This is a genomic window from Flavobacterium psychraquaticum, assembly GCF_034497725.1.
Lineage (GTDB): Bacteria > Bacteroidota > Bacteroidia > Flavobacteriales > Flavobacteriaceae > Flavobacterium > Flavobacterium psychraquaticum.
Genome location: NZ_JAXKVR010000023.1, coordinates 112,171 through 125,144 on the forward strand (window position 1 = coordinate 112,171; position 12,974 = coordinate 125,144).

Below are 12,974 nucleotides of genomic sequence, written 5' to 3' on the forward strand. Positions count from 1 at the left end.
TTAAACCTTCTGCACGTATTGAAATTGTTCTCGACCTTGCTCTTGATTTGAAAAAAATGCTTAAATTCGCACATTAAATAAAACCGAAAAAAGTTTACAAATGAAATACGATATTATAGTTTTAGGAAGTGGTCCTGGTGGCTATGTAACTGCCATTAGAGCATCACAATTAGGCTTCAAAGTAGCCGTTATTGAAAAAGAAAATTTGGGTGGAATTTGCTTAAACTGGGGTTGTATCCCTACAAAAGCCTTATTAAAATCGGCTCAAGTTTTTGATTACCTAAAACACGCTGCTGATTATGGACTGACTGTTTCTGATTTTGATAAAGATTTCTCAGCAGTTGTAAAACGTTCTAGAGATGTAGCAGATGGAATGAGCAAAGGTGTTCAATTCTTGATGAAAAAAAATAAAATTGACGTTATTGATGGTTTTGGAAAAATAAAACCTGGGAAAAAAGTAGACGTAAAAGCTGCTGATGGAACCGTAACGGAATATACAGCAGATCATATCATTATTGCAACGGGAGCGCGTTCAAGAGAATTACCAAACTTACCACAAGATGGTAAAAAAGTAATTGGATACCGTCAAGCAATGACTTTAGCAGAACAACCAAAATCGATGATTGTTGTAGGTTCTGGAGCTATTGGTGTTGAATTTGCACATTTTTATAATTCAATGGGAACGGATGTAACTATTGTTGAATTTATGCCCAATGTAGTTCCTGTAGAAGACGAAGACATCTCGAAACAAATGGAGCGTTCTTTGAAAAAATCAGGAATTAAAATTATGACCAACTCTTCAGTAGAACGAATTGACACTACTGGAAACGGCGTTAAAGCATTTGTAAAAACAGCTAAAGGAGAAGAAGTTTTAGAAGCTGATATCTTACTTTCTGCAGTTGGAATTAAAACAAACATTGAAAATATCGGTTTAGAAGAAACAGGTATTGCTACAGATAGAGATAAAATTTTAGTCAATACATTCTACCAAACAAACGTTCCGGGTTATTATGCGATTGGTGATGTTACGCCAGGGCAAGCTTTAGCTCACGTAGCTTCTGCTGAAGGAATTTTATGTGTAGAAAAAATTGCTGGATTGCACGTTGATGCATTAGACTATGGAAACATTCCAGGTTGTACGTATGCTACTCCAGAAATTGCATCTGTTGGTATGACAGAAAAACAAGCGATTGAAAAAGGATACGAAATTAAAGTTGGGAAATTCCCGTTTTCAGCTTCAGGAAAAGCAAAAGCAGCTGGAACACCAGACGGTTTTGTAAAAGTAATTTTTGATGCTAAATATGGCGAATGGTTAGGCTGTCATATGATTGGTGCTGGAGTTACAGATATGATTGCGGAAGCAGTTGTAGCGCGTAAATTAGAAACAACAGGTCACGAAATTTTAAAAGCAGTGCACCCGCATCCTACAATGAGTGAAGCGGTTATGGAAGCTGTTGCTATGGCTTATGGTGAAGTAATTCATTTGTAAGTACGAAATACGAGGTACGAAGTACGAAGTGAGAAATACAAAGTACGAAGTAAGAAATACAAAGTAAGAAGTACGAAGTTATAAAATAGTAAGAAATCCGGTTTGAAATTTTCAAATCGGATTTTTTTTTGCACTTAATAAAACTGCTCCAATTCATTTAAAATCACTACATTTGATAGGAAAGAAATCCATAGTTTATGAATAAATATTGGATAAAAATAAAAGAAGCTTTTCGAAATTTTCTAATTGAAGTAGGCGAAATCGCTTATTTCACTGCTAGATTTTTCAAAGAAGTTTGGCGACCTCCTTACGAATTCAAAGAATTTTTGCGTCAGTGCTTCAACATCGGGAATCGCTCGTTTTTTTTAGTAGGAATTACTGGTTTTATTATTGGATTAGTTTTCACCTTACAATCTCGTCCAACACTAGAGCAATTTGGTGCTGTTTCTTGGATGGCATCGATGGTAAGTGTTTCCATCATTAGAGAAGTCGGTCCGATTATCGTTGCCTTAATTTGTGCTGGTAAAGTGGGTTCTGGTATCGGTGCCGAATTAGGTTCAATGAAAGTTACCGAGCAAATCGATGCAATGGAAGTTTCAGGAACAAATCCTTTTAAATATCTTGTGGTTACGAGAGTACTTGCTGCTACTTTAATGTTGCCATTGCTAGTGATTTTTGGTGATCTTATTGCAATATATGGCTCCTATTTGGTTGAAAACATCAAAGGAAATGTTTCGTTTGCTTTATATTTCAACCAAGTTTTTAATATCTTACAGTTCAGCGACATTGTTCCTGCGACTATAAAAACATTCTTTTTTGGTTTTGCCATTGGATTAATTGGCTGCTACAAAGGCTATACTTGTAAAAAAGGAACGGTTGGCGTAGGAAAAGCAGCAAATGCAGCAGTTGTTTACACCTCGGTATTGCTGTTTGTGATTGATTTTATCGCCGTTTTCATTACCAACATCTTTTTATAATTACTACTATGACGAACACTAAACCCATCATAAAAATAGATAATCTGCACAAAAGCTTTGGTACGAACGTAGTATTGAATGGTTTTACGATGGATTTAAAAGAGGGCGAAAACGTCGTTGTAATGGGAAAGTCAGGTTCCGGAAAATCAGTGATGATTAAATGTGTGATTGGTCTAGAGAAACCTGATAGCGGTACGATTTTGGTGATGGATAAAGAAATCAACCATTTGAATCGGGAGGATTTAGATGAATTACGTACTGAAATTGGTTTTCTATTTCAAGGAAGTGCTTTATATGATTCGATGTCGGTTCGGGAGAATTTAGAATTCCCATTGCGACGTCATACGAAGAAGTTTGGCCACCTGAAAGACACGACGCCTTTGGTAATGGAAGCGTTAGAAAATGTAGGGTTAGCTCACGCAATCGATTTAATGCCAAATGAACTTTCTGGTGGAATGAAACGCCGAGTAGCCTTAGCACGAACACTTATTCTAAAACCAAAAATCATTCTATACGATGAACCAACGACTGGTTTAGATCCTATAACCTCAAAAGAAATCATACAATTAATGAATTCGATTCGAAAAGAATACAACACGTCTTCCATCATAATCACTCACGATGTCGATTGTGCCAAAGCCATTTCAGACCGAATGATTTTATTAATTGACGGAATTAATTATATTGAAGGTCGTTTTGAAGAATTAGAAGCATCATCAGACCCAAAAGTGAGAGCTTTTTTTAAAGAAAAATAAATTATGGAACAAGAAACATCTCAAAAAATACGTCTTGGCGTGTTTGTAATATTTGGAACATTTATATTTCTAGGTGCACTTTATGTACTTGGAAACAGGCAATTTATATTTGGAAATACATCCAATATAAAAGCCGTTTTTGAAAATGTAAGCGGTTTACAAATCGGAAATAATGTCCGTTATGCCGGAATTGATATTGGAACGGTCACCAAAATTGAAATGGAGAATGACTCTATAATTTACGTGACGATGATCATTGAAAATAAAATGATGACCCATCTAAAAAGAAATGCCGTTGCTTCTATAAGTTCCGATGGTTTAGTGGGAAATATGGTTATTAATATCGTTCCTGGTAAAGGTAATGCACCGCTAGTTGAAAATGGCGACCTGATCGCATCAAAGAGTAAAGCAGGAACCGATGCGATGTTAGAAACATTAGAAGTTACCAATAGAAATGCAGCACTTTTAACAGCTGATTTATTGAAAATTACGAATGAAATCAATCAAGGAAAAGGAACGGTTGGTTTGTTGTTGAAAGATAGTTTGATGTCTAATGATTTACAACAAACAATGCATAATCTAAAAGAAACTACGTGTGGAACTGCTGAATCTGTGGCGAATTTAAACAAGATGATTCTCTCTTTAAATCAAAAAGATAATGTTATTGGTGTTTTAAATGATAAAGATGTTGCCCTAAAAATGAAAACAATCATTACAAATTTAGAAAAATCGAGTGGCGAAATAAATAAAGTAGTTACGAATTTAAATGAAACGGTGGTAAATATAAAAGATGGAAAAGGTGCTTTGAATTATTTATCAAATGATCCGAAATTGGTCAAACAAATTGATGATACAATGTTAAATTTAAATTCGTCGAGCATCAAACTGAATGAAAATTTAGAGGCTTTAAAACACAATTTTTTGTTTAGAGGCTATTTTAGAAAACTTGAAAAAGAGAAAACTAAAGAAGCTAAAGACTAAAGTTTTTCTTTAATAATTTTTGATGCTAAATATGGTGAAAGTTAGGTTTTCTAATACGCTGAAGTAATTCACTGATAAGAAATAAAGCATTGCCACAAAATAATAAATCCGATTTGAAATTCAAATCGGATTTATTGCTATAATAAAATATATTTTAACGATTATACTCTGTGTAAATTTCAGCTATTACCCCGTCTTGATCTACTAGCGTTTTAATTTTCATATTATTCGCATTTAAAAGGACCACTTTTGAGGTTTCTCCATCTAAAACCAAATCATCGGTTGCAGCATTGTAAGTATAAATGCCACTTTCTGAAACTGGCTCAATAGGAGTTGTTTGATTCTGATTTAATGCCGGAATGGTAACCGTTACATAACCACCTATAAGATTACTATCATAAGTTCCATCTGATTTAAAATTTACTGTCCCTTCAGAATCGCCCTCAAAAGTTAAGTTAAGACCCGATCCTGTTCCTGTGCCATAGGTTTTACCTGTATTCCAAACGCCTTCAAGAGTTCCTGTTGTTGCATCACTGGAATCATCACTACTGCAAGCTGTGAAACTTAAAAAAGCGATAAGAATAAATGATAATTTAAAAATTGTTTTTTTCATTGGATTAGTTTTTAAGTTATAGTTTAATTGATAATAGTTTTAATTTTTCTTGAACCAAAGTTAATACTGTGTCAAATTGTTCTTTTTTTGTCATTGCTGAATTATCAATTGCAATAGCATCATCCGCTTTTACTAGAGGAGAATCAGCTCTGTTCGTGTCAATATAATCGCGTTCTTGCACGTTTTGCAATACTTCTTCAAACGTAACGCGTTGTCCTTTTTCTACCAATTCGTCAAAACGACGCTGTGCTCTGGTATTTGCACTTGAGGTCATAAAAAATTTCAATTCGGCATCTGGAAAAACAACGGTTCCGATGTCTCTTCCGTCCATTACAATTCCTTTTCCTTTACCCATTTCTTGTTGTTGCTCGACTAATTTAGCACGAACTTCAGAAATTTCGGCAACTTTACTTACTAAACGAGAAACTTCAATGGTACGAATTGGATTTTCAACGTTTTCATTATTCAAATACATCTCGGCAAAACCCAAATCAGGATTAAATACAAAACGCAAATTGATGTTGGCTAATTGTGCAATAAGATTTTCCTTGTCCAAATGTGTTTCTGAAACCAAGTTATGTTGGCTTGCAAAATAAGCAACCGCACGATACATTGCTCCTGTATCAACATAAACGTAACCCAATTCTTTTGCCAATTGCTTAGCCAATGTACTTTTTCCTGTTGACGAAAAACCGTCTATTGCTATGGTAATTTTATTCATATGTTTTTTTGCCACGTATTACTTTTTTATAAATGTAGCACTATTTTGCGTTTTTATACTTTTAATAGTAATGAATTCATCCATAAAATACCTCTTTTTATATGCTAGTATTTGATAAATTGGTTCATTCTCAAGAAAAATGGTGTCGTTTCTTACTTTCATTTGGTTAAAACTGATAATATCTCCAAAATCTGTTGCCGATTTTTCATAAATTTTCCATCCAGCATTCTGTAGATCCGTTTCATCAACTTTGCAGGAAACAAATAAAAGAACTGAAAAAATAATTTTATACTTCACAATTATTCCAGATCAATGGTTAAACCAAACAAACTAGTATTGGCTGCAACCGTATATCTTGAGTACGAATAATCTAATTTTACTTTTCCAAAACGCAAACCAAAACCAGCTGATATTCCGGAGAAATGGCGTTGGTCTACAATTCGTAATTCTTCGGCTCTTCTGAAGTTATAACCCAATCGGATGTTGAATCCTTTTTCTGGAAATAATTCGGCACCAATAATAACGTGACGCAAAGCGTTGTTAAAAAAAGATACTTTTTCTTCTTTTGAACCGCCGTCTAAATTACCTTCTGCTCTGTTGGGATTAGAAAAAGCAATATTCCATTGCTGTAAATTTTCCAATGTTAAATGCCAACGAATCGGCACATTTTCCATCAATTGCGAAATTCCCGCATCGATTGAAAGTGGTAATTCTTCTCTCGTATCTGCATAAGGTTTAATTTGAAATCCAATATTTCGAACCGATAAACCATAATTTATATCATTATCGACATCTACATATAAAAATCCCAAATCTACTGCTGCTCCCCACGAATTATAACTTTCTAAAGTAGAAGAAATTAGTTTTGCATTAGCACCAATGTACATATCCGTCCAAGGTAAATTATAAGCATAACCCAATGATAAAGCGGCTTCACTTCCGGTAAAATCTGAAGTCAAATCACCTAATTCATCGCGTCCTTCAAAAGTTCCATAATTGATGTAACTAACACCCGCGTGAAAAGTCTGCAAATGGCGATCGTAAGTATAAGCATAAGCGGCACTTCCATAAGAGACTTCACCAAAATAACTGCCATAACTTGCCGATAAACGATTGTGCATTTTTGCATTAATAGTTGCTGGATTATAGAATGCCTGATTGACATCATAATCTACCACAGTAACAGTTTTTCCGCCTAAAGCAGCTTGTCGCGGCGATTGTGCTAAGTTCAAAAACTGATATACATATTTTCCACCTATTTGACTAAAACCAGTAGTCGAAATAAGTAAAAAGTAAAATAGTATTCTTTTTTTAGGCATTTTATGAGGTTAGCTTAATGATAACGCAACTGCGAAGATAAAATTATAATTAGTAGTAAACAAAAAAAGAAATTCCAATAAATGTGTATTGGAATTCCTTTTTGCGTTAGTGATTGGAGCGGCATCCTTTTAGGGCTTTTTCTGCCCTAAAAGATAGAGCGGAAAGCACGACCTGAAAGGGAACGCCCTAAACTTTACTACTTGTAAAATTCTTTGGATTCTTAACATCTTGATCGGTAATCGCGATGGCTAAAACTTCACTCATTCTATCGACGTAATGAAAGGTTAATCCTTCAATATAACTCGCGTTTATCTCTTCAATATCGCGTTTATTTTCTTTACAAAGGATAATCTCTTTGATGTTTGCTCGTTTGGCAGCCAAGATTTTCTCTTTGATGCCGCCCACAGGCAACACTTTTCCACGAAGCGTAATTTCGCCCGTCATTGCAATATTTTTCTTAATTCTTTTTTGTGTGAATGAAGAAACCATTGACGTCAACATCGCAATTCCAGCACTTGGGCCATCTTTTGGCGTTGCACCTTCTGGCACGTGAATGTGAATGTTGTGGTTGTTTAAAATTTCGGGATTAATCCCTAAATCTTCAGCGTTTGCACGGATATATTCCAAGGCAATGGTAACGGATTCTTTCATTACTGTTCCTAAATTACCCGTCATTGTCATCGTTCCTTTTCCTTTTGAAACCAACGATTCAATGAACAAAATATCGCCACCAACTGATGTCCAAGCTAAACCAGTTACCACTCCGGCAACCTCGTTACTTTCATATTTATCACGTTCCATTCTTGGCGATTTTAAGACCGCTAAAATGTCTTCGTCCGTAATTTTTAAATTATACGGTTCTTCCATTGCAATAGATTTTGCAGCGTGTCGCACCACTTGAGCGATTTTTTTCTCTAATCCACGAACACCAGATTCACGCGTGTAACCGACAACTATTTTTTCGAGTTGTTTTTTACCAATTTGTAAATCCTTAGCTGATAATCCGTGTTCTTTTAATTGTTTTGGTAACAAATGCGTTTTTGCAATTTCAATTTTCTCTTCAATGGTGTAACCCGTCATTTCGATCATTTCCATACGATCGCGAAGTGCCGGTTGAATTGAAGAAACGTTATTTGCTGTCGCAATGAACATCACTTTTGATAAATCGTATCCCAATTCCAAGAAATTATCGTGAAATTCTTTATTTTGTTCCGGATCTAAAACTTCTAACAATGCAGAAGAAGGATCGCCAGTATTACTTATTGATAATTTATCGATTTCGTCTAAAACAAAAACAGGATTTGACGTTTTTGCCTTTTTTATATTTTGCAAAATACGTCCAGGCATTGCACCAATGTAGGTTTTTCTATGGCCACGAATTTCTGCTTCATCACGCAAACCACCTAATGACATTCTGATGTATTCTCTTCCTAAAGCTTCGGCAATTGATTTTCCAATCGAGGTTTTTCCAACTCCGGGAGGTCCGTACAAACACAAAATTGGCGATTTCATATCGTTACGCAATTTTAAAACTGCTAAATGTTCGATAATACGTTGCTTTACTTCTTCCAAACCATAATGATCGCGGTCTAGAATTTTTTGGGCTCTTTTTAGATCAAATTTATCTTTTGAAAATTCATTCCAAGGCAATTCTAAAAATAACTCAATATAGTTTCTTTGCGTTCCAAAATCGGGTGAATTTGGATTGGTACGTTGTAATTTTGACAACTCCTTTTCGAAATGTTTGCCCGTTTCTTCGTTCCATTTTTTCTTCAACCCTTTGGCACGCATTTCTTCAATTTCGGCTTCATAAGAAACGCCACCCAATTCCTCTTGAATGGTTTTCATTTGTTGCTGTAAGAAATATTCGCGTTGTTGTTGGTCCAAATCAAAACGTACTTTTGACTGAATATCATTACGAACTTCTAATTTCTGAAGCTCTAAATTCATATAACGCAAGGTTTCTAATGCTCTATCTTTCAGGTTTTTAATCGCTAATAATTGTTGTTTTTCTTCGACCGAAAGGTTCATATTTGAAGAAACAAAATTGATTAGGAAAGGTTCACTTTCGATATTTTTAATAGCAAAAGTAGCTTCGGTAGGAATGTTTGGACTTTCGCGAATAATCTCGATAGCCAATTCTTTGATTGATTCGATGATGGCTTTAAATTCTACATCTTTCTTTTTTGGACGTTCTTCATCAACTGCTTTAATTTTCGCTTTTAGATAAGGTTCTTCTTGCGTAAACGACTCAATTTCAAAGCGTTTTTTACCTTGAAGTATTACGGTAGTATTTCCGTCAGGCATTTTTAAAACACGCATAATTCGAGCAACAGTTCCAATATGATGTACATCTTTTGGCGATGGATCTTCTTCGTTTTCATCGATTTGAGCTACAACACCAATAATTTTTCCTTTGGCATTGGCATCATTAATCAATTTTATCGATTTATCTCTTCCGGCTGTAATCGGAATTACAACTCCTGGAAATAAAACGGTATTTCGTAAAGGTAGAATTGCAATATCTTCTGGCAACTCTTCATTGTTCATTTCTTCTTCGTCTTCCGGCGTCATTAATGGAATTAATTCTGCATCAGGATCCATTTCTTGAAGTGACAAATTGTCAAAGGCTAGTATTTTATGGTTTGGCATAATTGTATATGTGGTCTTTTTGTCAGTAATTGTTTTATCTTATACTATTCAAATTTACGAATAACTGATCTATCGCACTGATAATCAATTCGTAAAATAAATATAAAGGGTATTTCTTTAACTAATAAATCAAGATGTATGCCAATGATTACTCGTTTTTAGGCACACGCAATAAGAGTAATAATCCGACTACGAAAAATAATATTAAAAATAGGATTGCATTTTGAATTTTTCCAGTGATATCAGCAATGTAACCGTAAGTCAACATTCCGATAACAATTCCCACTTTTTCTGCTACATCGTAAAAACTAAAAAATGAAGTCGTGTCTGTGGCGTCAGCTGGAATAAATTTGGAATATGTAGAGCGAGATAACGATTGAATTCCTCCCATAACTAATCCTACAAAAGCAGCTGTAATATAAAAATCTTGTGGTGTAATTACGAAATAGGCGAAAGTACAAATTAGCACCCAAAAGAAATTAATTGCAATCAAAACCTTAATATTTCCAAATTTGGCAGAAGCTTTAGAAGTTAGCCAAGCACCGAAAACAGCAATCAATTGAATTAGCAAAATACTTACAATTAATCCCATTGTTCGTTTGCTATCGTCGCCCCATTGCACTTCCTTTTCACCAAAATAGGCGGCAATAATCATAATGGTTTGCACGGCCATACTATAAACGAAGAAAGCACCTAAATACCTACGCAATGCTTTTAACTCTTTAATTTGTTTCCAAACTTTACGCAATTCTTTGAATCCATTGAAAAATATATTTTTATGAAATTTGTTTTCGCTTTTAATATCCGGTAAATGATAATAGGTATATTGACTAAAACCCATCCACCAAATTCCCACCAAAAGAAACGAATAACGCATCATTTGGAGCTTTTGGATGTCGTCAACCGACATAACCATTGCCAAACAGATTAATAATAAAACGACGCTTCCGATATAGCCCAGACTGAAACCTTTTGCACTGATTTTATCTTGTTGCTCTTTGTGTGCAATATCTGGTAAATAGGAATTATAAAAAACTAAACTTCCCCAGAACCCTATTAAAGCCAATAAATATGAAACCAAACTCAAAACTACAGTGTCCAGCGAGAAAAAATATAGAGACATACAGGATAAAGCACCCACGTAGCAAAATAACTTTAGGAAGAATTTCTTATTTCCTAAATAATCGGCAATTCCCGAAAGCAAAGGCGATATAAATGCGATGATTAAAAAGCCTAAGGCCGTAACGTAACTAATCAATGCTTCACTTCGGACCGAAAAACCTAAGATTAGAATTTCATCAATTTCTTTTTGTCTAAATAACGCACCATAATATAGGGGAAAAATGGTTGAAGAGATAACCAATGCGTATACTGAATTTGCCCAATCGTAAAATGCCCAAGCATTTAAAAGTTTAGAGCTCCCTTTTTCTAAATTTGCCATAAAAAAATCCCGATTTTATAGGTCGGGATTCAAATATACTATTTATTTTTATTTATTTAAATTTAACACCAAATTTAGCGGCTTCTGCTTTTGCTTTTGGAAGTAAAGCAGTTAAATCTCTAATTCGAGATTCGTTACTTGGATGCGTACTTAAAATTTCAGCCGGTGCCTGACCGTTTGAAAGTGCGGACATTCTTTCCCACACTTTAACTGCATTAATTGGATCGTAACCTGCAATTGCCATAAGTGTTAAACCAATCATATCGGCTTCACTTTCGTGTGCTCTACTAAAAGGTAACATTCCTCCTACTTCCGTTCCTATTCCATAAGCTTGCATTACCAAAGCTTGCGTTTCAGCACTTTTATTTCCAACAGCAACTTGCGCACCAACGGCTCCTAACTGTTGTAATAATCCAGCACTCATTCTTTGTTGGCCGTGATTTGCTAATGCGTGCGCAACTTCGTGCCCCATAACAGCTGCAATTCCAGCATCATCTTTACAGACTGGTAAAATACCCGTGTAAAAAACAATTTTACCACCTGGCATACACCAAGCATTTAATTCTTTACTGTCTACTAATTTATATTCCCATTCATAACCCTCTAAATATTTAGATTGACCATTTGAGTTTAACCAACGTTCAGCTGCCGTTTTGATTTTCATACCAATAGTTTCAATGCGTTTTGCATCAGCCGTACCTTTCACCACTTTATTTTCAGAAAGAAACTGACTATATTGTTGAAATGCTGAAGGGAATATTTGACTATTAGGCACTAAAGCCATGGTACTCTTTCCTGTAAAAGGATTTGTAGAACATGCCCAAGCAAAGGCCAAAAGAACAACAATTAAGATTCTAGATTTATAATTCATAGCAATATGTTTTTATATAAGCTACAAATTTACTACTAAATTTATAAAAAATTAGAGCTAAAATAAATTTAACTAATTTTTATAGCTGAAAATGAAATAAAAAAAGGTAATAATAGTAATTTGCACAAAAAATTGTCGCTATGTCAAAAAATAAAAATGAAACGAAACAAAGCCAAGAAGTTCCGAATTTAATTAAAAAAATCGCTAAAGTTTTAGAGATGATTTCTCCTAAGCTTACGACAATGTTTGCTTCAAAATTATTTACTACTCCTATAAAACACAAAACACCGAAACGTGAAGTGAAAATGGATGAAGATAGTGTTCAACGATTACTAACAGTGCCTGCAATTAACAAAGAAATTGTAGTTTACGAATATGGTACAAGCGCTCGAAAAGTACTTTTAGTCCACGGCTGGTCCGGTCGCGGAACGCAATTAGTACGAATTGCAGATGAGCTTCTAAAAAACGGCTTTTCAACGGTAAGCTTTGATGCACCAGCGCATGGAAAATCTAAAGGAAACGCTTCAATAATGACTGAATTCATAGCTTCTATTCTAGAGTTAGAAAAACATTATGGCCCTTTTAAATTTGTAATTGGACACTCTTTAGGCGGGATGTCTGTTTTAAATGCTATTAAACAAAATTTGCAAGTTAAAAAAGCAGTTGTCATTGGTAGTGGAGATATCATTCAAGATGTAATTGATGATTTCATTTCAAAATTAGAAATTAATCCGAAATACGGATTGCTGTTAAAAGATCATTTCGAGAAAAAATTCGGAGGTAAAATGGATGATTATTCCGCTTACAAAGCCGCCGAACAAATTGAAATTCCAGTTTTAGTCATCCATGATTTGGAAGATGCGGACGTTCCAGTAAAAGCGGCGTATCATATTCAAAAACATCTAAAACATTCTGAACTCATCATTACAACAGGTTATGGCCACCGAAAAATACTTGGAAATGAAGACGTTGTACAAAAAATAATTTCGTTTTTAAATTAGAAATACATCATTAGTGATGTATTTCTTTCAAAGAAGGTATTCAAGAATTTAAAAACCACCACAAACATTACGATACAATTCTAGATTTCTAGGGCGTTCCCTTTTCAGGTCGGGCTATTCGTTCTATCTTTTTGTTTTTAAAGAAAAAACAAA

Annotated in this window: 12 protein-coding genes; 5 read left to right on the forward strand and 7 right to left on the reverse strand. The window is 34.7% G+C overall.

Features of this window, described 5'->3' with window-relative positions; genetic code table 11:
- The first annotated feature begins 100 nt into the window (after positions 1 to 100).
- From lpdA to T1L09_RS03300, 4 genes are all read left to right on the forward strand, one after another.
- Positions 101 to 1,489: a dihydrolipoyl dehydrogenase gene (gene lpdA / locus T1L09_RS03285; protein WP_322549524.1), complete on the forward strand. Its 1,389-nt coding sequence runs from the start codon at positions 101 to 103 to the stop codon at positions 1,487 to 1,489.
- A gap of 197 nt (positions 1,490 to 1,686) precedes the next feature.
- Complete coding sequence (locus tag T1L09_RS03290) at positions 1,687 to 2,466, forward strand: MlaE family ABC transporter permease (RefSeq protein WP_322549525.1); 780 nt, start codon at positions 1,687 to 1,689, stop codon at positions 2,464 to 2,466.
- Between the two features lie 8 nt (positions 2,467 to 2,474).
- Positions 2,475 to 3,221: an ABC transporter ATP-binding protein gene (locus T1L09_RS03295; RefSeq protein WP_322549526.1), complete on the forward strand. Its 747-nt coding sequence runs from the start codon at positions 2,475 to 2,477 to the stop codon at positions 3,219 to 3,221.
- 3 nt (positions 3,222 to 3,224) lie between these two features.
- Positions 3,225 to 4,202, forward strand: a complete 978-nt coding sequence (locus T1L09_RS03300; protein WP_322549527.1) for an MlaD family protein — start codon at positions 3,225 to 3,227, stop codon at positions 4,200 to 4,202.
- Between the two features lie 154 nt (positions 4,203 to 4,356).
- Here the strand turns inward: T1L09_RS03300 and T1L09_RS03305 are convergent, their stop codons facing one another.
- The 7 genes from T1L09_RS03305 to T1L09_RS03335 all read right to left on the reverse strand — a co-directional run bounded on the left by T1L09_RS03305 (position 4,357) and on the right by T1L09_RS03335 (position 11,820).
- Positions 4,357 to 4,815, reverse strand: coding sequence for a hypothetical protein (locus tag T1L09_RS03305; protein ID WP_322549528.1), 459 nt, complete (start codon positions 4,813 to 4,815; stop codon positions 4,357 to 4,359).
- Positions 4,816 to 4,831: 16 nt separating this feature from the next.
- Entirely contained in the window at positions 4,832 to 5,536 is a 705-nt protein-coding gene (cmk, locus tag T1L09_RS03310; protein WP_322549529.1) for a (d)CMP kinase, read from the reverse strand.
- An 18-nt stretch (positions 5,537 to 5,554) separates the two neighbouring features.
- On the reverse strand, positions 5,555 to 5,833 hold the full coding sequence (locus T1L09_RS03315; protein ID WP_322549530.1) for a hypothetical protein: 279 nt from the start codon (positions 5,831 to 5,833) through the stop codon (positions 5,555 to 5,557).
- A 2-nt stretch (positions 5,834 to 5,835) separates the two neighbouring features.
- Positions 5,836 to 6,855 carry a type IX secretion system protein PorQ gene (porQ, locus tag T1L09_RS03320; RefSeq protein WP_322549531.1) on the reverse strand — a complete coding sequence of 340 codons (1,020 nt, stop codon included), beginning with the start codon at positions 6,853 to 6,855 and terminating at the stop codon, positions 5,836 to 5,838.
- A 187-nt stretch (positions 6,856 to 7,042) separates the two neighbouring features.
- Positions 7,043 to 9,508, reverse strand: a complete 2,466-nt coding sequence (gene lon / locus T1L09_RS03325; RefSeq protein WP_322549532.1) for an endopeptidase La — start codon at positions 9,506 to 9,508, stop codon at positions 7,043 to 7,045.
- A gap of 148 nt (positions 9,509 to 9,656) precedes the next feature.
- Positions 9,657 to 10,949: an MFS transporter gene (locus tag T1L09_RS03330; RefSeq protein WP_322549533.1), complete on the reverse strand. Its 1,293-nt coding sequence runs from the start codon at positions 10,947 to 10,949 to the stop codon at positions 9,657 to 9,659.
- A 52-nt stretch (positions 10,950 to 11,001) separates the two neighbouring features.
- The gene (locus T1L09_RS03335; RefSeq protein WP_322549534.1) at positions 11,002 to 11,820 is read right to left on the reverse strand and encodes a M48 family metallopeptidase; all 819 of its coding nucleotides are present in this window, start codon (positions 11,818 to 11,820) and stop codon (positions 11,002 to 11,004) included.
- A gap of 140 nt (positions 11,821 to 11,960) precedes the next feature.
- On the opposite strand from T1L09_RS03335, the gene T1L09_RS03340 reads away from it, so the two are divergent.
- Positions 11,961 to 12,821: an alpha/beta fold hydrolase gene (locus tag T1L09_RS03340; protein WP_322549535.1), complete on the forward strand. Its 861-nt coding sequence runs from the start codon at positions 11,961 to 11,963 to the stop codon at positions 12,819 to 12,821.
- Positions 12,822 to 12,974: the final 153 nt, after the last annotated feature.

Bases quoted from the DNA above. Each gene is read 5' to 3' on its own strand.
- lpdA (WP_322549524.1), top strand. From the start codon at position 101: ATGAAATACGATATTATAGTTTTAGGAAGTGGTCCTGGTGGCTATGTA.
- T1L09_RS03290 (WP_322549525.1), top strand. From the start codon at position 1,687: ATGAATAAATATTGGATAAAAATAAAAGAAGCTTTTCGAAATTTTCTA.
- T1L09_RS03295 (WP_322549526.1), top strand. From the start codon at position 2,475: ATGACGAACACTAAACCCATCATAAAAATAGATAATCTGCACAAAAGC.
- T1L09_RS03300 (WP_322549527.1), top strand. From the start codon at position 3,225: ATGGAACAAGAAACATCTCAAAAAATACGTCTTGGCGTGTTTGTAATA.
- T1L09_RS03305 (WP_322549528.1), bottom strand. From the start codon at position 4,815: ATGAAAAAAACAATTTTTAAATTATCATTTATTCTTATCGCTTTTTTA.
- cmk (WP_322549529.1), bottom strand. From the start codon at position 5,536: ATGAATAAAATTACCATAGCAATAGACGGTTTTTCGTCAACAGGAAAA.
- porQ (WP_322549531.1), bottom strand. From the start codon at position 6,855: ATGCCTAAAAAAAGAATACTATTTTACTTTTTACTTATTTCGACTACT.
- lon (WP_322549532.1), bottom strand. From the start codon at position 9,508: ATGCCAAACCATAAAATACTAGCCTTTGACAATTTGTCACTTCAAGAA.
- T1L09_RS03330 (WP_322549533.1), bottom strand. From the start codon at position 10,949: ATGGCAAATTTAGAAAAAGGGAGCTCTAAACTTTTAAATGCTTGGGCA.
- T1L09_RS03335 (WP_322549534.1), bottom strand. From the start codon at position 11,820: ATGAATTATAAATCTAGAATCTTAATTGTTGTTCTTTTGGCCTTTGCT.
- T1L09_RS03340 (WP_322549535.1), top strand. From the start codon at position 11,961: ATGTCAAAAAATAAAAATGAAACGAAACAAAGCCAAGAAGTTCCGAAT.